We start from the raw sequence: 20,700 nt of genomic DNA on the forward strand, positions 1-20,700 counted from the left end.
GATGACCGAATTCCGCCCGGCCGCGCGGCGCTCGGATGCCGAACGCAATCGCGCACGCATCCTGGACGTCGCGCGCGACGCGCTGGCCACCGCCGGTGATGTCAGCCTGCACGCCATCGCCAAGCGGGCCGGCGTCGGGCAGGGCACGCTGTACCGGCATTTCCCGACCCGGGAGGCACTGGTGCTCGCGGTCTACCGGCAGGACGTGGGCGAGCTGGTCGACGCCGCGGACGCGTTGCTCGAAGCGTACGAACCGTGGGATGCGTTGTGCCACTGGCTCGATCGCCTCGCCGACTTCGGCCGGGTCAAGCACGGCCTGGCCGGCGTCCTGCAGACCGCCACGCGCACCGCGCTGTCGGACGAGCACTACCAGCCGGTCATCGACGCGATCGACCGACTGCTGCGCGCCTGCCGGGGGGCCGGGCGGGTGCGCCCGGACATCGAGGCCGAGGAGCTGCTGCTCCTGGTCGGCTTCCTGTGGCAGAGCGAGCAGGACGCCGCGTGGGAGCAGCGCTCCCGGCGCATGCTCAGCGTGGTGCTGGCCGGTTTGGGCACCCTGGGGTGAGGTTCTGCCCACCCTCGGGGCACGGGAGTCATCACGAGGGTTGCTGTCGCCGGGTCGGCCGGGCGGGGAAATTGGAGATATCAACTCCGACGCAGCTCAGACCCTAGGGGAACCGACCATGCACACCATGACCGCACCGCTCGCCGACCACCTGCACGCCGTCCCGGCGGCGCGGGTAGCGCCCGAGGTCGATCCGAACGCGGTCGCGCTGTCCGGGCTCGACTGCGATATCACCGTCGGTGAGCTGGACAGCTGGTCCAATCGCCTGGCCCGGCTGCTGCTGCAGGACGGCGCCGGGCCCGGCGAGCGCATCGTGATCGCGATCGACGCACCGATCGAGGAACTCGTGGCCCAGCGCGCGGTCGCCAAGATCGGGGCCGTCGCGGTGCCCGCCGGCCGCTCCGCCCGCGGGGAGCGCCAGGGAATCACGACTCGGCAGTCCCGTCGCGAGGCCGACGGTATAATGAATTGGCTGGTCCTCGACGACCGCACGACGTTGCGGCGCTATCTGACCGGGTCGGACGCACCGCTGGGTGCGACCGATCTTCCGGTGGCGCGCCGGGCCGCCTGACCCGGCTCTTTCGGATGCCCTAACCGAATATCGGGGCGGTGCAACCGAATCACTCTCACCGCACATCCCTTGCCGCGCAACGATTCCCGAGTGACTCGTCGCGATGCGAACGCACCCGTACCGTGTCCGGAGTATTCATCCCGCGACCCGGCCGACGGCAGAATCCAGGAACCGTGATGCCGCACCTTCCCAGCATTTCCAACGAAATATCCACTCCCCCAGTCCCTTTCGAACTCTCGGCCGCCCAGCGCGGCATCTGGTTCGCCCAGCACATCGCGGGAGATGTCCCGATCTCGATCGCCCAGTACGTCGAACTGATCGGCGATGTGGACATCGAGATACTCGGGCAGGCCGCACGGCAGGCCGGCCGCGAATTCGGCACCGGCTATCTGCGGCTGGTCGAGGTCGACGGCCGCCCACTGCAACTGGTGGACACCAGCCTCGACGACGATCTGGACACCGTCGACCTGCGCGGGGAGCACGATCCCGAGGCCGCCGCGCAGGCGTGGATGCGCGCGGAGTACAACGCACCTCTGAATCCGCTCACCGATCGCCTGGTCAACGTGACGATGCTGCGCCTCGCGGAGAATCGCTGGTTCTGGTACTCGCGGATCCACCACATCGTGCTGGACGGCATGGGCGCGCTGACGATGGTGCAACGCACCGGCGAGCTCTACAACGCGGCCCGCGAGGGCAGGCCCGCACCGGCGTCGAAGGCCGAGGATCTGCGTGCGGTCGTGGAAGCCGATCGCGCATACCGTGATTCGGACCGCTTCGACGCCGATCGCTCGTACTGGATCGAACATCTGGACCGCATGCCCGACCCGGTGAGCCTGGCCGGACGACTCGCGGAGGTCGACGCGCACCCGAGCCGGGTCACCGGCGCACTGCCGAACGAGACCGCGGCACTGCTGGATTCGGTCGCGCAGGCGGTGTCCTCCGGTGTGGCGCCGACCGTGGTCGCGGCCTTCGGGGCGTATCTGGCCGCGATGACCGGTGCGCCGGAAGTGGTTCTGAGCCTGCCGGTTTCGGCCCGCACCACCGCGGTTCTGCGTCGCTCGGGCGGCATGATCGCCAATGTCGTCCCGCTGCGTCTGGCGATGGCCCCCGACGCCACGGTCGGTGAGCTGATCGGTGCGGCACAGCGCGAACTCACCGGCGCCCTGCGCAGGCAGCGCTACCGGCAGGAGGACATCCTCCGTGACCTGGGGCAGCGGATGGACGAGGCCGCGTCCTTCGGGCCGACGGTGAATCTGATGATGGTGGACACCAGGATTCAGCTCGGCCCGATCACCGGACGACTGCACGTGCTGACCTCCGGGCTTATCGACGATCTGTTCCTCAACCTGTATCCCGGCGTCGGCGGCGAGAGCACGCATATCGACTTCCAGGGCAATGCGAACCTCTACAGCGATACCGAACTCGCCCGCCAGCACGGACGTTTCGTGGACTTCCTGCACCGGTTTCTCGCCGCCGGGCCGGACGCGCCGCTGTCGGCGGTGAGCACCCTGTCCGAGGAGGAACGCACCGAGCTGGCGCCCGTGCGCGGCGGCCGGGACGCCGAGATCCGGACGTTGCCCGAAATCCTTTCCGCCGGTGCGGCAATCGACGCGCAGGCGCTCGCCCTGACCGATGCGGACACCGAACTGACCTATGCCCGGCTCGAGGAGTACACCAACCGGCTGGCCCGGGTGCTGCTCCACGCCGGAGCCGGCCCGGAGCGCACGGTCGCGATCTCGATTCCGCGCTCGGCCGAATCGGTGCTGGCGACGATCGCGGTGGCCAAGACCGGCGCGGCATTCGTGCCGATCGATCCGACCTATCCCCCGGACCGGATCGAACACATGATCCGCGACAGCGGGGTGATCGCGGGCATCACGGTCGAGTCCGCGCGAAAGTCGTTGCCGGACAGCGTGCAATGGCTGGTAATGGACGATCCCGCCACCGAGCTCGAGGCGGCTGTGCGATCCGCCGCGACGATCACCGATGCCGATCGACCGAGCCCGGTGCATCCGGACCAGACCGCGTACGTCATCTACACCTCCGGTTCCACCGGGCTGCCCAAGGGCGTACTGGTCACCCATCGTGGTCTGGCCAACCTCGTCGCGGGATCCGGCGAACGATTCGGTGTGGATTCGAATTCCGTTGTCGCACACGCAGTATCGCCCAGCTTCGACATCTCCGTCGAGGAGATCCTGGTGACGCTGGCGCGTGGCGCGACGCTTGCCGTCGTCCCGCCGACGGCGTACGCGGGCGAGGAGATGACTGGGGTACTGCTCCGGCACCGGGTCACCCATCTGGACGTCACCCCGACGGTGGCCGGTTCCCTGGACCCCGCCGAGCTGCCGCAGCTGCGCACGCTGGTGGTCGGCGGCGATGCCTGCCCGGCCGAACTGGTGACCCGATGGTCCGGACGCACCGTGCTCAACGGCTACGGACCGACCGAGACCACCATCACCACGACGGTGAGCGAGGCGCTGGTCCCCGGTGGCCCGATCACGATCGGCGGGCCGACGCGCGGTGTGTCGGCGGCGGTTCTGGATCCGTGGCTGCGTCCCGTGCCGGTGGGCACGACGGGTGAGCTGTATCTGTCGGGGGCGGGTCTGGCGCGCGGCTACCACCGGCGCACCGGGCTCACCGCCGAACGCTTCGTCGCGAACCCCTATGCCCGCGGCGAACGGATGTACCGGACCGGCGATCTGGTCCGCTGGTGTGTGCACGAGGGCCGTCACGAGCTGGAATACCAGGGCCGCAGCGATTTTCAGGTCAAGATCCGCGGCTTCCGCATCGAGCTGGGTGAGATCGACGCCGCACTGCTGGACCTCCCGGACATCGAATTCGCGCTGACGATCGGGGCCCAGGCCGGTTCCGGGGCCACCGCGCTCGTGTCCTACGTACTGCCGCGCTCCGGAACTCGAGTACATCCCGAGGACGTGAAAGCAGCTGTGGGACAGGGGCTTCCGTCGTACATGGTGCCCGCGGTCGTCATGGTGATCGATCATGTCCCGCTGACCCCGCTGGGCAAGGTCGATCGAAAAGCCTTGCCCGCGCCGGACTTCCGGGCCGAGGCAACGGGCGGGCGTGCGCCGTCCACACCGCGCGAGGAGGTGCTGGCCGGACTGTTCGCCGAGGTGCTCGGCCTGCCGTCGGTGGGCGTGGACGACAGTTTCTTCGCCCTCGGCGGCGACAGCATCATCTCCATTCAGCTCGTCTCCCGGGCCAAGGCCGCCGGACTCGGGTTGAATGCCCGGGACGTGTTCGAGCGCAAGACAGTTGCCGCACTCGCCGCCATCGCCACGGATGTGACGGATGCGGGCGTGCGCGAGCTGCCCGGAGGCGGCGCCGGACCGGTCGAGCTCACCCCGATCGTGCACGCGATGCTCGAGCAGGGTGATACGTGGCGGCGGTTCGGCCAGGCAGTGCTCGTCGGGTTGCCCGAGGATATGGATCGGGCGCGGCTGGTCGCGGCCGCGCGGATTCTGCTCGACCGGCACGACGTACTGCGTTCGGCGCTGCGCGGGACCGGTGACGGCTGGGAATGGCATGTGGCAGAACCGGGTTCGGTCGACGCCGAATCTCTGGTGCAGGTCGTGCACGCGAACTCCGATGCCGAAGAAGCGATTTCGAGCGCACTGGACGCCGCCGCGGACCTGCTCGACCCCGAAGCCGGTGTCGTCGCGCGATTCGTGCTGATCGAGCGGACCGCCGCGACGCCGCTGTGCTGGCTGGTCCTGCATCACCTGGTCGTCGATGGCGTGTCCTGGCGGATCCTGCTTCCCGATCTGGCGGTCGCCGCACAGGGCGGCAGCCTCGCCCCCGTCGGCACGTCCTTCCGGCGCTGGGCGCACGGACAAATCGCGCAGGCGAGCGAGCGAGCCACTGAACTGCCTGTCTGGCAGGGTATCTCGGCCATCCAGCACCCGGCGCGGGATATCGACGGCGCACAGGGGCATCCGGGCGACGCCGACCCGCAACACAGCTCGACCGCCCAGAACCCGGCATCGAGCGACCGCGGCCAGGGGCGTCCGATCGCGACCGACGAGCAGTATCTCTCGGCCGTCGAAAGTCCGGCGCTGGCCGCCGATCGGCTGGATCCCGCGATAGATGTGGTGGCGACCATGGCCCAGCGGCACACGGTCCTCGAGCCGGATCTCGCGGATGCCGTCCTGAGTATGGTTCCTGACCGATTCCATTGCGGCGCGGACGATGTCCTGCTCGCGGCGCTCGCCCTGGCGGTGAGCCGCTGGCGGGACCGCGCGCGCACGGTGTTCACCCTGGAGGGGCACGGACGCGAGGAGAGCGTGTTGCCCGGCGCGGATACCGCGCGCACGGTGGGCTGGTTCACCAGCGTGTATCCGGCCGCGATCGATCTGTCCGGTATCGATCGGGCCGAGGCGCTCACCGGCGGCGCGGCGGCCGGAACGCTGCTCAAGGCGGTGAAGGAACAGCTGCGCGCCCTGCCGGACAAGGGCATCGGCTACGGCATGCTGCGCTACCTGAACCCCGAGACCGCCGCCGCCATGGCCGCCGACCCCGCCCCGGACATCAGCTTCAACTACCTGGGCCGAGCGATGACCGGCACCGATGAAAGCCCCTGGCTTCCACAGCGTTTCGCGGCCACTCAGGACCGCCGCGCCCCGCTGGCCGCGGCGATCGATGTCAACGCGGTGCGCACCGACGCCGGTCTCGAGGTGACCTGGGCGTATGCCTCGCGCCTGTTCAACGCCGAGGACCTGGACGCGCTCGCCGTGCTGTGGCACGAGGCACTGCGCGCCCTGGCCGCGCACGCGAGCACCGCGGGCGCGGGCGGGCGCACACCGTCGGACTTCGCCCTGGTTCCGGTGCGTCAGCAGCAGATCGACCGCTGGGAGCGCGAATATCCCGAGCTCACCGACATCTGGCCGCTGTCGCCGCTGCAATACGGACTGCTGTTCCACGCGGTCTACGACACCGACACCGCCGACGGCTATACGGTGCAATCGCTGCTCACCCTCTCCGGCACCGTCGACGCGCACCGCCTGCGCAGGGCCGCGCAGGCCGTGATCGACCGGCACGAGAACCTGCGCGCCGTCTTCGTCGAAACCGACGACGGCCCGCGCCAGATCGTCAGCGCGCATGCCGAAATCCAGTGGCGGGAGGTCGATCTCACCTCCATCACCGATTCGGCATCGCGCCGGAGGGAGCTGGACCGCATCGTCGCGGTGGACGCGAACACCCGGTTCGAACTGACCCGCGCACCGCTGCTGCGGTTCACCCTCGCCCGCATCGATGCCGACACCTACCGTTTCGTGCTCACCAACCACCATCTCGTGCTGGACGGCTGGTCGACACCGCTGCTGGTGCGCGAACTGCTGACGCTGTACGTCCTCGGCGGCGACGCCGCCGCGCTGCCGCCCGCCCACTCCTACCGGGAATTCCTGGCCTGGCTCGACGCCTCGGACGACGCGCGATCCCTGGCGGCCTGGACCGGCTACCTGGCCGGTGTCGACGCCCCGACGCGGGCGATGCCGAGCCTGGCCGATATCGATTCCGCCGAAACCGGGATGGTGTCCACCGACCTGTCCCGCGACGTCGTCACCGCGCTCGACAAGACCGCGCGGGAGGCCGGTGCGACGGTCAACACGCTGATCCAGGCCGGGTGGGCGATGGCGCTGGCCATGCTGACCGGCCGCACCGACGTGGTGTTCGGCGCGACCGTCTCGGGACGTCCGCCGGAACTGGCGGGCGTGGAGGAGATGATCGGCCTGTTCATCAATACCGTGCCCGTGCGCGTCCGGCTCGACCCCGCCGAGCGGGTGGTCGACCTGCTGGCCCGGGTGCAGGCCGAGCAGGCGCAACTGATGGAACACCAGCATATCGGCCTCGCCGCCATCCACCAGGCGGTCGGACTGGCCGAATTGTTCGACACCCTCACCGTTTTCGAGTCCTATCCGATCGATCGCGAGGCGCTCACCGAGTCGCTGGACGTCGCGGGCATGCGGGTGCTGGACGTCGAGGGCACCGACGCGACACCGTACCCGCTGAATCTGATGACCGTCCCGATCCGGGAGGACGACGGCGACACACTGCGCATCAGCCTGAAATTCCTTACCGGACACCTGGATTCGCGAACAGCACGGTCGCTGCTGGATCGTTTCGTGCGGCTGCTGACCCAGCTCGCGGACGATGCGCAACTGCCGGTGTCCCGGGTGCAGTACTGCGACGAGGCCGAACGCACCGCGCTGCTGCCGGTTCGCGGCCCGGAATCGATGTCTCCGCGCACCCTTCCGGAGATCCTCACCGAGGGCGCTCGCATCGATCCGTCCGCCGTCGCGATCACCTCGGGTGAGTTCACCATGACCTACGGCGAGCTGGACGCCTGGTCGAACCGGTTCGCGCGAATGCTGTTGCGGCGCGGCATCGGCCGCGAAGTATTCGTGATCCTGGCGATGACTCGCTCGCTGGAATCCGTTGTCGCGGTGTGGGCGCTGGCCAAGACCGGCGCGGCCTTCGCGCCCTTGGACCCGAGCCATCCCGTCGAGCGGATCGAGCACATGCTCGCCGATTCCAAGGCGCCCATCGGCGTGACGGTGACCGAGACCGGAGAAACCCTGCCCGGCACCATCGACTGGCTGCTGCTGGACGATCTGAGCACCATCCGCCGCGTCATGACGGTCTCCGATGCCCCCATCACCGACGCCGAGCGCGGCGGGCCGATCGACATCGACCAGACCGCCTACCTGATCTACACCTCGGGATCCACCGGCAAGCCCAAGGCGGTGCTGCTCAGCCATCGCGGAATCGCGAATCTGATCACCGCGCAACGGGAATCGCTGGAAACATCGCCCGAGTCCGCGGTGTTGCAGGTGGCCTCCCCCAGCTTCGACGCCTCGGTCTTCGAACTGCTCACCGCGCACAGCGCGGGCGGCCGGCTGGTGATCTCGCCACCGGAGGTCTACGGCGGGACCGAACTGGAACAGCTGCTGCGCACCGAAGGGGTGACCCACGCCGTGATCACCCCCTCGGCCCTGGCCACCATGGAGCCGGCCGGGCTGCCCCGACTGCGGATGCTGTCGGTGGCCGGTGAAGCGGCCACGCCCGAGCTGATCGAGCGGTGGGCGCCGGGCCGCCGGATGGTGAATCTGTACGGGCCCACCGAATTCAGCATCTGGGCGACCGGACCCGCGGAACTCGTCGCGGGCGAACCGATCACCATCGGCGGGCCGATCCGCGGCGCGGCGGTCGCGGTGCTGGACACCTGGTTGCGGCCGGTGCCGATCGGGATCCCGGGCGAGCTGTACCTGGCCGGACCTGCCCTGGCCCGCGGCTACTTCAACCGGTTCGCGCTGACCGCGGAACGTTTCGTGGCCGACCCGCACGGCGAGCCCGGCGACCGCATGTACCGCACCGGGGACATGGCACGCTGGGTACTCGACGAGGACGACCGCCCGGTTCTGGAATACCTGGGGCGCAGCGATTTCCAGGTCAAGATCCGCGGCCTGCGGATCGAACTCGGGGAGATCGACGCGGCGCTCTCGCGCGAGGAGGAGATCGATTACGCGGTGACGATCGGCCGCGCCGGGCCCGCCGGGGCGACGGTGCTGGTGTCCTATGTGCTGCCCGCCGACGAGGCGCGGCTGGACACCGATCATCTGCGAGAGCGGGTCGCCGCGCAGCTGCCCGGATATATGGTTCCGGGATATATCGTTGTGCTGGAATCGATTCCGCTCACACCGGTCGGCAAACTGGATCGCGCCGCGCTGCCGATGCCCGATTTCACCGAGACGCACCGGCCCTACCTGGCGCCGCGAACCCCGGTGGAGGACAGCGTCGCCGAGGTTTTCGCCGAGGTACTGGGCGTCGAGCGGGTCGGCGTGGATCAATCCTTCTTCGAACTCGGCGGCAACTCCCTGAGCGCGACCAAGGTGATCTCCCGGATCAACTCGTCACTGGGATCGACTGTGGCACTGCGTGATCTGTTCGATGCGCCCACCGTCGCACAGCTGGCCGCACGGGTCGTCCCCGCCGACGGGGCATCGGACCGCCCGGCGCTGGCGGCGCGGATTCGCCCCGACCGGATCCCGCTGTCCCCCGCGCAGCAGCGTATGTGGGTGCTCAACCGGATGGATCCGGACGCGTCCGCCTACAACATCGCGGTGGCCCTGCGGCTCACCGGCGAACTGGACCTCGCGGCACTGGGCGCGGCACTCGCCGATGTGGTCGCCCGGCACGAGAGCCTGCGCACGGTATATCCCGCCGACGGCGACGGGGCGCGCCAGGTCGTCATCGATACTGCCTCGGGGACGCCGGAGATCACGGTGGCCGACACCGAGGACGGCACACCGCTGCGGTCCCGGATCGCCGCGCTCACCGGTGCGGGTTTCGATCTCACCGAGGAACTTCCGCTGCGCGTGGGCGTTTTCGCCCTGCCCGCAGCGGATCGACCTCCGGTCCACGTCGTCGTGCTGGTCGTGCACCACATCAGCGCCGACGGAGCATCGATGGCCCCGCTGGCCGCGGATCTGGTCACCGCCTACGCACGGCATTCGACAGGTATGGGCACGGCCCCCGCGCCGCTGGCGATTCAATACGCCGATTTCGCGATGTGGCACCGCGACCTACTCGGCGACGAGTCTGATCCGGATTCCGCTGCGGCACAACAGGTTCGGTACTGGCGGGAAAATCTCGCCGGTGTTCCCGACGTGCTGGAGCTGCCCGCCGACCGTCCGCGCCCGGCCGTGCAGTCGATGCGCAGCGCCGATATCGCGCTGCGCCTGGACGCCGAAAGGCACCGTGCCCTGGTGGATTTCGCGACGGAGCACGGGGCGACACCGTTCATGGTCGTGCACGCCGCGCTCGCGGTGCTCACCGCGCGTCTGGGCGGCACCGGCGACGTGGTGATCGGCACGCCGGTGGCCGGACGCGGCGACCGGGCCCTGGACGCGCTGGTCGGCATGTTCGTCAACACGCTGGCCCTGCGCACCCCGGTCGACCCGTCCGCCGGTTTCGCCGCATTCCTCGATACCGTCCGCTCGACGGACCTGGACGCCTTCGCCCACGCCGACGTCCCGTTCGAGCGGCTCGTGCAGGTGCTGGATCCGAGTCGCTCGACCGCGTACCACCCGCTGTTCCAGGTCTCGCTGAGCCTGCAGAACTACGTGGAACCGGTCCTGGAACTGCCCGGACTGCGTATCGAGGTCGAGGACGTGGACCGCGGCTCGGCGCAGTTCGACCTGACCTTCGATCTGCGCGAGCACTTCTCGGACAGCGGACCGGCCGGACTCGACGGCGGCCTGACCTACGCCACCGACCTGTTCGACGAGGCGACCGCGCACACGCTGGTGACCCGCTGGCTGCGGATTCTGGATGCGGTGCTCGCCCGGCCGCAGACACCACTCGGCGACATCGACATCCTCGACACCGCCGAGCGCGCCGCGCTCGTCGCGGTTCACGGTGCCCAATCCATCGGCGCGACAACACTTCCCGAACTTCTCACCGCGACCGCCGGCCGATACCCGGATCATCCCGCCGTCGTCGCGAACGGACGAACGATCACCTACCGCGAACTCGACGACCAGGCCGACCGGCTGGCCGGGCTGCTGAGCGAGGTTGGGCCGGAAAGCGTTGTAGCACTGGGTCTGCCGCGTTCGGCGGAACTGTTCATCGGCATCTGGGCGGCGGCACGGATCGGTGCGGCCTTCGTGCCGGTGGATCCACGGCATCCCGTCGAACGCATCGAGCACATGCTCACCGATTCCGGTGCGCGCGTGGGGATCACTCTCGCGGCTTATCGTCCGCAACTGCCCGACACCACGGAGTGGCTCGTGCTGGACTCCCCCGAATTCGCCGACACCCCGCGAACCACACCGCCGGACAACCCGATCCACCCGGACTCCCCGGCATGGCTGATCTACACCTCGGGTTCGACCGGAATTCCGAAGGGCGTCTCGGTCACCCACCGCGGCATCGCCGATCTGATCGCCACCCAAGCCGACCGGCTCGGCGTCCGGGAGAGTTCACGGGTTCTGCAGGTGGCCTCGCCGAGTTTCGACGCGTCGGTGTTCGAGGCGCTGATGGCCTTCGGATCCGGTGGCGCGCTGGTGGTCTCGCCGCCGGAGGTCTTCGGCGGCGCCGAGCTGGCCGCACTGATCGACGCCGAGGCGGTGACCCATGTGGTGATCACGCCCTCGGCGCTAGCCACCATGGATCCCCACGACGTTTCCGGCGTCCGGGTGCTGGCCGTCGCCGGTGAGGCGATGGGCTCCGAACTGGTCGAACGCTGGGCGGGCGGCCGCACGCTGATCAATATGTACGGCCCGGCCGAATTCACCATCTGGGCAACGAGTTCCCCGCTGGCCGCCGCAGAGGCGGTGTCCATCGGCACGCCGGTGCGCGGTGCGACGGTACTGGTGCTGGACGATCGGCTGCATCCGGTCCCGGTCGGTGTCGCGGGCGAGCTGTATGTCGCCGGACCCGCCCTGGCGCGCGGCTATCACGCACGACCGGGCCTGACCGCCGAACGCTTCGTCGCGAATCCGTTCGGCGGATCCGGTGAGAGGATGTACCGCACAGGCGATCTGGTGCGCTGGACCGAATCCAGCGAAGCGCATCTCCGCCTGGAATACTTGGGCCGCACCGATTTTCAGGTCAAGGTGCGCGGTCAGCGCATCGAGCTGGGCGAGATCGACGCGGCGCTGCGCCGTATCGGCGGCGTCGATTTCGCGGTGACGCTCGGCGTCCCCGGCCCCACCGGCGCGACCGCGCTGGCGGCCTACCTCGTGCCCGAACCCGGCGTCGAACTCGATCTCACCCGAGTGCGCTCCGCCGCAGGGGAAACCCTGCCGGGCTATATGGTGCCCGCGGCGTTCACGGTGCTGGATGCGGTGCCCATCAACGCGGTCGGCAAACTCGACCGGCGAGCGCTGCCCGAGCCTCGATTCGAGGCCGCGCGCACCGAATACCGGGCCCCGGCCACCCCGACCGAACGGATCCTCGCCGGGGTCGTCGGCGAGTTGCTCGGACTCGAGCGGGTGGGTGCCGACGATTCGTTCTTCGCGCTCGGCGGCGACAGCATCATGGCGATTCAGCTGGTGTCGCGGGCCAAACAGCTGGGGGTGAGCTGCACACCGCTGCAGGTGTTCGAACATCGCACGGTCGCGGCGCTGGCCGCGGCGGCCGATGCGGAAGGGGAGACGCTCATCCTGGACGAGCTTCCCGGCGGCGGTGTCGGGGAGCTCCCGCTGACCCCGATCGTGCACTACATGCTCGAAAGAGGCGGCGACTACGGACGTTTCGCGCAGACGGCCGTACTGGAACTCCCGCTCGGCATCGAGCGCGAACAGCTCGTCACGACCCTGTCGGCGGTGATCGACCGGCACGATATGCTGCGCGCTCGCCTCGTCACCCACGACGAGCGGCCGCACCTGATCGTGACCGAGCCCGGTTCGATCGAGGTGGACACACTGGTCCACCGGATCGAATGCGATGTCGAGAACCCGGTCGAGCTCCGGGAATACGCTGCGAGCGAACTGGATTCGGCGGCGGACCGCCTCGACCCCGCGAAGGGCGCCGTCCTGCAATTCATCTGGCTCGATCCGGTCGGCGACGCGGGCTCGCGGACCAGGCCGGGACGCCTGATCGTCCTCGCCCACCACCTGGTGATCGACGGCGTCTCCTGGCGCATCCTGGTACCGGATCTGATGGCCGCCTGGGCGCAGGTCAGCACCGGAGCCGATCCGGTCCTGGCTGAGACCGGCACCTCCATGCGCCGATGGGCGACCGCGCTGACCGAACAGGCCCACGCGCCCGACCGCGTCGCCGAACTCGGCTACTGGCAGAACGTCATCGAAGGGCCCGATCCGCTCATCGGACCGCGCGAGCTGGACCCGGCCATCGATCAGGCGCACACCCTGCGCACGATCGACCGGGAAGCCGATGCGGCGGTCACCGAGGCCCTGCTGACCACGCTGCCCGGCCTGTTCGGCGGCGGTGTGCAGGACGCGCTGGTGGCCACACTCGCACTGGCCCTGCGGCATTGGCGCGATACGGCCGACCGCAGCGTGCTGCTTCGCCTCGAAGGGCACGGCCGACAGCAGGAAGTGGTTCCGGGAGCGGATCTTTCGCGCACGATCGGCTGGTTCACCAGTCTGTATCCGGTCCGGCTGGACCTGGACGGCATCGATCCGGCCGAGGCGCTGTCCGCGGGTCCGGCCATGGGCGCGGCCGTCGCCGCGGTCCGCGAGCAGCTTCTCGCGGTGCCGGACAACGGAATCGGCTTCGGTCTGCTGCGCTACCTCAACTCCGGTACCGCCGCGCGACTGCCGCGGCGTCTGCCGGGCCGGGTGAGTTTCAACTACCTGGGCCGGTACGCGTCCGGTGACGCCCCCGCCGGGCTCGAAGGACTGGGCTGGCTGCCCACCGACGACCTCGGTGACCTGTATGCCGCCGAATCCCCCGATGTACCAGTGCAATCCGCGATCGACGTGACCGCGATGGTCGCCGGGGATCGCCTCCGGGCGAGTTTCAGCTACCCCGGAACGCTGCTGGACGACGAGGCGGTCACCGAACTGGCCGATCTGTGGATCGAGATGCTCACCGCGGCAGCGCGATTCGCCGTGTCCCCGGAAGCCGGGACGATAGCGGCTCGGTACGCGATCACCGAACCCGGGCCGTCCGGCGGCCTCGGACTCGATGTGGTGCTGCCCATCCGGCCCGAGGGCGCGGAACCGGCGCTGTTCTGCATCCACCCCTCCTCCGGAATCTCCTGGACCTATCTCGGTTTCGCGGAGTCGCTCGCACCGGACCGCCCTATCTACGGCTTGCAGGCCCCGGATCTCGGCGGACGCGAACCCTCGCCCGGCTCGATCGAGGAGTTCGCCGAACGCTACGTCCGGGAGATCCGCGCGATCCAGCCGCAGGGGCCGTATCACCTGCTGGGCTGGTCCTTCGGCGGCCTGATCGCCCACGCGATCGCGGCCCGGCTGGAACGCGACGGCGACTCGGTCGGCGTGGTGGCACTACTGGACGCCGACACCGCCGATATCGATGGCGAGAGCATCGAACGGCTCGACGCGGGCTCGTTCGTGCACGAATTCGGCTCGGTGTTCGGCATCGACAACGTCCCCGCCGAAGCCACCGCACAGGACGCCGCGGATCTGATCCTCGACCGGCTCGGCGGCGTCGAACTCGTGGACGCGGCCACTCTCGAGCGCATGGCGGCCTCCTACAACGCCGCCGCGCGCACCCGGACCGGCTATCGCCGACCCGTATTCCACGGCGACATCGTGTATTTCAGCGCGACCGCCGACACGTCCGAGATCTTCGGCCCCGACGGCTGGCGGCCGTACGTGACCGGCGAGATCACCACCCACGAGGTCGATGTCGCACACGACGACATGACCGCACCGCACGTGCTGCCGATCATCGCCCGCGTGCTCGACCAACACCTGGGAGGCCATCGATGAATTCCGGAAACGGAGTCCTGGTCGAGGGAATCGAGAAGTCCTTCGGCGAGGTGCACGCACTGCGCGGCATCAGTTTCACCGCCGAGCCCGGCGAGGTGCTTGGCATCCTCGGGCCCAACGGCGCGGGCAAGACCACCGCCGTGAACATCCTGTCCACGCTCATCGCGCCGGATCGCGGCCGCGCGCTGGTGGCGGGACACGATGTCGTCGCCGATCCTGCCACCGTGCGCCGCTCCATCATGCTCACCGGCCAGTACGCCGCACTCGACGACATGCTCAGCGGCTTCGAGAATCTGGTGATGTTCGGCAGGCTGATGGGCCTGCGCAAACGCGCCGCCCGCGCCCGCGCACAGGAGCTGATCGGCGAATTCGACCTCACCGCCGCGGCGGGCCGCAAGGTCGGCACCTACTCCGGCGGTATGCGGCGGCGGATCGATATCGCCTGCGGACTGGTCGTGCGGCCGGAGGTGGTGTTCCTCGACGAGCCCACCACCGGCCTGGACCCGCGCAGCCGCCAGGCCGTGTGGGATCTGGTGTCGGACTTCAAGAGTGCGGGCATCACCACCCTGCTCACCACGCAATACCTCGAGGAGGCCGACGCGCTCAGCGACCGGATCATCGTCATCGATCACGGCGTGGTGATCGCCCAGGGCACCGCCGACGAGCTGAAATCCCGTACGGGAGGCAGCTATTGCGAGGTGGTGCCGGTACAGGCGAGCGATCTGCCCGCCCTGACCGACGCGCTGTCCGAACTCCTGCCACCGGAGTTCCTCCTCCCCCACGAATCGGACCGGATCGCCATCCCGGCCCCCGACGGCCACCGCACCCTCGCCGAGGTACTGCGCCGAATCGACGCCACCGGACTCGACGTAGTCGACATCGCCCTGCGCAGACCCTCGCTCGACGAGGTATTCCTCCAGCTCACCGGCCATCCGGCCACCGAGGAGAACCCCGAGCCCGCGGAGGTCCCGGTATGACCGCCCAGATCTGGCTGGCGCGCACCGGCGCCACGCCGCGACGCGCACAGCAGTGGTGGGTACTGACCGCCCGGATGATCATCCCCGCGGCGCAATCCGGGGAGATGCTGACCTCGATCCTGGCTCCCGCCGCGTTCACCGCCAGCTTCTACATTCCGCTGAAGACGATCATGACCTTCACCGGAACCGGATTCAGCAGCTACGCCCAGTTCATGATGCCGCTGGTGATTCTGCAGGCGGCGGCGTTCACGGCGGTCTCGGCCGCGTTCCGGGCGGCCTCCGACGCGGTCGCCGGGCTCAACCGCCGGTTCGGCTCGATGCCGATCGGCGCGCTGGTTCCGGCCACGGCGCGGTTGTGCGGCAACGTCTTCCGGCTCGCGATCGCTCTGGCGTCGGCGCTGGTGTGTGGGCACGTCATCGGATTCCGGTTCTACCTCGGCGCCGCGAGAACGGCCGAGTTCCTGCTGTTCTCGATACTGGTCGGGATGGCGTTGATCCTGGCCGCCGATGTGATCGGCACCGCCTCGCGCAGCCCGGAGACGACCGCGCAGGCGCTGGTACTGCCGCCGCTGATCTTCGGGATGCTCTCCACCGGCCTGGCCCCGGCGAACCAATTCCCTTCCTGGGTGCAGCCTTTCGTACGCAACCAACCGGTGTCGCAGTGGTCGTCGGCACTGCGCGCGCTGGCCGGGGACCGATTGCCGCACGGCGCACCGGTGAGCGTCTCGACGATGACTCCCCCGATCGTCTGGGCTGTCGCGATTCTCGTTGTCTGCCTGTGCTTTTCGATCCGTCTCGGCAAGGAGCGATCATGACCACGCACATCGCCGATCACGCACCGCTGCCGGTGGCCGGGTCCGAGAGTTCGGCCTGCGCGCTGATGCTGCACACCCTGATCCAGACCCGGCGGCTGTTGCTGCGCTGGGTGCGCAATCCGGTCGCCCTGCTGGAGACGCTGATCATCCCCTGTCTGCTGCTGCTCATGCTGGACACCGTGATCGGCGATCAGATCCGGCGGTTCACCGGCGCCGAGGCCCTGGACGGTTCGGTGCCGCTGGCCGCCGTCGTCGGCGCGCTGTCCGGGGCGGTGGCGAGCGGAATTCTGCTCGGACGCGAACGGGACGCGGGACTGCTGGCCAGGTTCTGGGTGCTGCCGGTCCATCGCGCCTCGGGCCTGGCTTCGCGCATCTTCGCCGAAGGATGTCGCATCCTCGCCGGGACGCTGGCGATCGTCCTGGTCGGTTATGCGCTCGGGTTCCGCTTCCGCGAAGGCATCTGGGCCGCGATCGCATTCGTGTGCGTGCCGGTGCTGGTCGGGGTGGCCTTCGCCTCGATCGTCACCGCCGTGGCCGTATTCACCGCGAAAGCCACACTGGTGGAAGGAATTACGATCTTCACCTCGCTGATGATGTTCTTCAGCACCGGCTTCGTCCCCCTGCCCGCCTACCCGCAGTGGATCCGGCCCGTCGTGCACAACCAACCGATGTCGACGGCGGTCGACACCATGCACGCACTGGCCGCGGGCGGACCGCTGGCGCGGCCGTTGACCCTGACGTTGATCTGGTCCCTCGGCGCGATCGTGGTCTTCGCCGTCCCCGCGGCCATCGGCTATCGCCGCGCGAGCCGCCGATGACGCGAGGTCACCTACCGCGATGCAGAATCCCGGTCAGATTGGTGACCAGGCCGTTCGTGTAGGTGAGGGTGCCGTCCGGATCGCGTTCGAGCGTGGTGACCACACCCATGCGAGCGCACGCCCTGCCGGGCGACGGTCCGTCGTCGATGGGTCTGGTACGCAACGTGATTCGCGCGGGACCGGCGAAGACCAAGGTCGCCCGGCGGGTGCAGACGCCCAGATCGGCCAATTCGGCTGCGCGACGCCTGATCTCGGCCAGAATCGGCGCGGGCAGCCACCGATCCGGTCCGGGCGGACGCAGTGCGGCGAGTTGCCGGGCGTCTGCTGCGGGGTAGGTCGAACCTTCGGATCCTTGGCCGGACAGGCCGCCGCCAGCCCGCGCAGGCTGGCCGGAACACCGTCCAGCCGAGGCTCCTCCTGGATCACCCGCCACAGCATGGAGATCGTGTCACCCGTGGCGAACGGCGCGACGCCGGTGGCCGCGTAGACGATCAGACCGCCGAGAGCGACGGAATTCCCCACTCGCCGAACAACACTCGCACCCGATGCAACGACACCCGCACCCGAAATCGTCCTGCGTTCCAGCACTTCCGACACCGACAGCGCTGCTCACAGCGGATGTTCGAAAACTCTGTAGCGGCTGCGCAGACGTTCCGATTAGCATGACCAGCACGGGAGGGGCGGGTGCTGGTGCTGGTATCCGCTTGGGCTGCGCGGCCGTTCGATCCCGCGGGCGAACGGGGGGTGCCATGACAACTCGCGAAGAGCACGAACGTGCCGCCGCGACAGGCGATGTCGAGGCCATGCACGACTTCGGCCAGTATCTCGAACGATCGACGCCACCGGATGTCCCCGGCGCGCTGAACTGGTACGGCCGGGCCGCCGCGGGCGGGCATCGTTGCGCGATGAACGATCTCGGCCGGCTCGCCGAGGCTGAGAATCCGCCCGATCTGAGGTCCGCGCGCGAATGGTACGAGCGGGGAGCGATCGCGGGCGACGCCACGGCCATGTACAACATGGGCGGATTGCTGGCCGACCGCACGACTCCGCCGGATCCGGCCGGAGCGCGTCCGTGGTACGAGCGCGCGGCCGCGGCCCAGTACAAGGACGCCTACTTCAAACTCGCCTATCTACTCGCCGAACGTCTCGATCCCCCGGACCCCGCCGCCGCGCGCAACTGGTACGAGAAGGCCGCCGAGCATGGCGATTCCATCGCCATGTACAACATCGGCCAGCTGTATCGATACACCCTCGAGCCCAAGGATCTGGTCGCCGCGCGCCACTGGTACGAGCGCGCCGCCGCCGGCGGATACACCAACGCGAAATTCACGCTCGGCCTGATGGCCGAGGCCGACGGCGACCTGCCCGCCGCGATCCTGTGGTACGAGAAGGCCGCCGCGGACGGTCATGCCGGCGCCATGAACAACCTCGGCACATTGTTCGAGGTCAAGGTGGACAAGCCGAATCTGCCCGCCGCGACCGACTGGTACGAGCGGGCCGCCCTCGCCGGCAATCCGAACGCGAAAACCAATCTGACCCGGCTGCGCGGCAGCGGCGATGCCACACCGGAACGACCGAGTGCCGAACGAACAGTCCTGCCCGACAGCGTGGTTCGCCCGACCGGCACCGTACGACCGAAGCCCGCGACGGACGCCTCGGGCATCGCGACGGCCCTGGATGCGCTGATCGAGGATACGCCGTACCGGCACAATCCTTTTCGGCTCGCCGGGCTGGCGACCGACGCCGATTCCCGTCAGGTCCGCAAGCGCGTCACCGAGTTGGAGGCGGCCGAGAAGCTCGGCGCTCCGCTGAGCCGCAGCACCGCACTGGCCGTATCACCTCCACCGGATGCCGCCGATGTGAAGGCCGCGCTAAACCGTCTGCGTGAGCCGGTGAATCGCCTTGTGCAGGAACTGTTCTGGCTGTGGCCGTGCACCGACGGCGATCCCGCGCTCGCGGCGCTGTCCCGCGACGACGTCGCCACCGCGGAACGGATCTGGCTGGACCGCATGGGCCAGGACGCGATCGCGGCGCACAATATCGCGGTGCTGCGGCACATCCAGGGACTCGAGACACCGCGCGGACAGGCCGCCGAAACCTGGCTCGACGCGTTGACCGCCTGGGGTTCGGCCGTCGGCGACGATGCGGTGTGGAATCACCTGCGGGACCGCGCATCCCACATCGACGATCGCCGCATGGACGCCGCCGCCGTCGAGGAGTTGCGCGGCGCACTGCCCGGGATGCTGTTACGCATCCACGCATCGCTCATCGTGAACGCCACGGCCGAGGACGATTTCGCCGCCGCCGACCTGCACGTCGCCGTGCTCGACAGATTCGCCGAGCAGGTGAGCGCCCATCCGGGCGCATTCGACGCCGGAACGATCGACGACGCCCGCGGCTGGGCGATCCGGAAATTGGCCGCGCGCCTGAAATCCATTGCGGACGAGGCACATCGGGCCGGATCCCAGCGCCCGGCCGGGGCCGCCCAGGCCGTCGACCGGATGCTGGATCGAGCCCGGGTGCCGCTGCGGGTCATCGACCGGTTGCGCCCGCCGACCGATCCACTCGGCGCCGGTGCGCACGACGACATCGTCGGCACCGCGATCTTCTGCGATATCCAGCACTACAACGAGGTCCGCGATATCGCGTCGAGTGTGGCGATGCTGGAGCGGCTCGGTCCGATCGCCACGACCACGGCCATCCGCGACCGCCTGCGGAAGGAGTGGTCCGCCGCGGCGACGTTGCAGGTGGACAAGCTCTGCGCCGAGGCCCGCGCGGCCACCGAGACGAACAAGAAGCAGGGCTTGCAGGCCGCACGCGATCTGCTGGACCGAACTCGGTTGCCGCTGGCCAGGATCCGGGCGGGCGAGGATCCGGGCGGCGAGCGGATCGCGCGCGCCCAGGATCACATCGCGACCACGGCAACCTCGTGCGCGGTGTCCTATTGCAACGAGAGCGGTGATCTGGATTCGACCGAACAGGTGCTGCGCCGGGCCCAGCCGCTGCCCGTCGGTGCGGAGACACGCACCTTCGTGCAGGAGCAGATCACCGTGCTCACGGGCATGCTGCGCGAGCGCGACGAGGCCGCCAGACTGCGCGACACCTGCTGGTTCTGCCAGGACAAGCCCGCGGCGCCGGGACAGCACTACGCGTTCGGCCTGCACCGGGACGTGACGTACTCCGGGAACACCAAGCGCTGGCGCACACTGACCGTCGAGGTGCCGCGCTGCGACCGTTGCCGCCAGCTGCATCTGCCCGAGGAGACCAAGCGCAAGAACCTCGGCGGCGTCGCCGGGTTCGGCGTCATCGCGGCGTTCTTCAGCTTCTTCGTCGCTCTGGCCCTGCATCCGGTGTTCATCGTCACGGCGATCTGCGTCATCGTCGCGATCGGCGCGGGTATCGGCATCGCGTCGATGGGCGGCGACGAGATCAAGAACCGGGCACTGACATATCCGCCCCTGACCGAATTGCTGGCACAGGGATGGCGCAAAGGCGAGCGGCCCGCATAGCCG

General features: G+C 69.2%; 8 protein-coding genes. 7 read left to right on the forward strand and 1 reads right to left on the reverse strand.

Annotated elements, in window-relative coordinates:
* Position 1: 1 nt before the first annotated feature.
* From NM2_RS35055 to NM2_RS35080, 6 genes are all read left to right on the forward strand, one after another.
* On the forward strand, positions 2-565 hold the full coding sequence (locus tag NM2_RS35055) for a TetR/AcrR family transcriptional regulator (protein ID WP_067678108.1): 564 nt from the start codon (positions 2-4) through the stop codon (positions 563-565).
* A 127-nt stretch (positions 566-692) separates the two neighbouring features.
* Positions 693-1,136 carry an AMP-binding protein gene (locus NM2_RS35060; RefSeq protein ID WP_245718357.1) on the forward strand — a complete coding sequence of 148 codons (444 nt, stop codon included), beginning with the start codon at positions 693-695 and terminating at the stop codon, positions 1,134-1,136.
* A 176-nt stretch (positions 1,137-1,312) separates the two neighbouring features.
* Entirely contained in the window at positions 1,313-14,578 is a 13,266-nt protein-coding gene (locus NM2_RS35065) for a non-ribosomal peptide synthetase (protein WP_084531884.1), read from the forward strand.
* On the forward strand, positions 14,575-15,555 hold the full coding sequence (locus NM2_RS35070; RefSeq protein ID WP_067678115.1) for a daunorubicin/doxorubicin resistance ABC transporter ATP-binding protein DrrA: 981 nt from the start codon (positions 14,575-14,577) through the stop codon (positions 15,553-15,555). The genes NM2_RS35065 and NM2_RS35070 overlap by 4 nt, the downstream gene beginning before the upstream one ends.
* A complete protein-coding gene (locus NM2_RS35075; RefSeq protein WP_067678119.1) occupies positions 15,552-16,370 on the forward strand; it encodes an ABC-2 transporter permease in 819 nt (272 codons plus the stop codon). Before NM2_RS35070 ends, NM2_RS35075 begins: the two co-directional genes overlap by 4 nt.
* On the forward strand, positions 16,367-17,188 hold the full coding sequence (locus NM2_RS35080; RefSeq protein WP_067678122.1) for an ABC transporter permease: 822 nt from the start codon (positions 16,367-16,369) through the stop codon (positions 17,186-17,188). The genes NM2_RS35075 and NM2_RS35080 overlap by 4 nt, the downstream gene beginning before the upstream one ends.
* Before the next feature lie 7 nt (positions 17,189-17,195).
* Here the strand turns inward: NM2_RS35080 and NM2_RS35085 are convergent, their stop codons facing one another.
* Positions 17,196-17,621: a hypothetical protein gene (locus NM2_RS35085; protein WP_067678125.1), complete on the reverse strand. Its 426-nt coding sequence runs from the start codon at positions 17,619-17,621 to the stop codon at positions 17,196-17,198.
* A gap of 316 nt (positions 17,622-17,937) precedes the next feature.
* Between NM2_RS35085 and NM2_RS35090 the strand changes: the two genes are divergently transcribed.
* On the forward strand, positions 17,938-20,697 hold the full coding sequence (locus NM2_RS35090; protein WP_067678128.1) for a tetratricopeptide repeat protein: 2,760 nt from the start codon (positions 17,938-17,940) through the stop codon (positions 20,695-20,697).
* Positions 20,698-20,700: the final 3 nt, after the last annotated feature.

Source organism: Nocardia miyunensis NBRC 108239 (assembly GCF_001613065.1).
In the GTDB taxonomy this organism is placed as follows: Bacteria; Actinomycetota; Actinomycetes; order Mycobacteriales; family Mycobacteriaceae; genus Nocardia; species Nocardia miyunensis.

Excerpts from the sequence above, each read along its gene's own strand:
- NM2_RS35055 (WP_067678108.1), top strand. The coding sequence starts at position 2 with ATGACCGAATTCCGCCCGGCCGCGCGGCGCTCGGATGCCGAACGCAAT.
- NM2_RS35060 (WP_245718357.1), top strand. The coding sequence starts at position 693 with ATGACCGCACCGCTCGCCGACCACCTGCACGCCGTCCCGGCGGCGCGG.
- NM2_RS35065 (WP_084531884.1), top strand. The coding sequence starts at position 1,313 with ATGCCGCACCTTCCCAGCATTTCCAACGAAATATCCACTCCCCCAGTC.
- NM2_RS35070 (WP_067678115.1), top strand. The coding sequence starts at position 14,575 with ATGAATTCCGGAAACGGAGTCCTGGTCGAGGGAATCGAGAAGTCCTTC.
- NM2_RS35075 (WP_067678119.1), top strand. The coding sequence starts at position 15,552 with ATGACCGCCCAGATCTGGCTGGCGCGCACCGGCGCCACGCCGCGACGC.
- NM2_RS35080 (WP_067678122.1), top strand. The coding sequence starts at position 16,367 with ATGACCACGCACATCGCCGATCACGCACCGCTGCCGGTGGCCGGGTCC.
- NM2_RS35090 (WP_067678128.1), top strand. The coding sequence starts at position 17,938 with ATGACAACTCGCGAAGAGCACGAACGTGCCGCCGCGACAGGCGATGTC.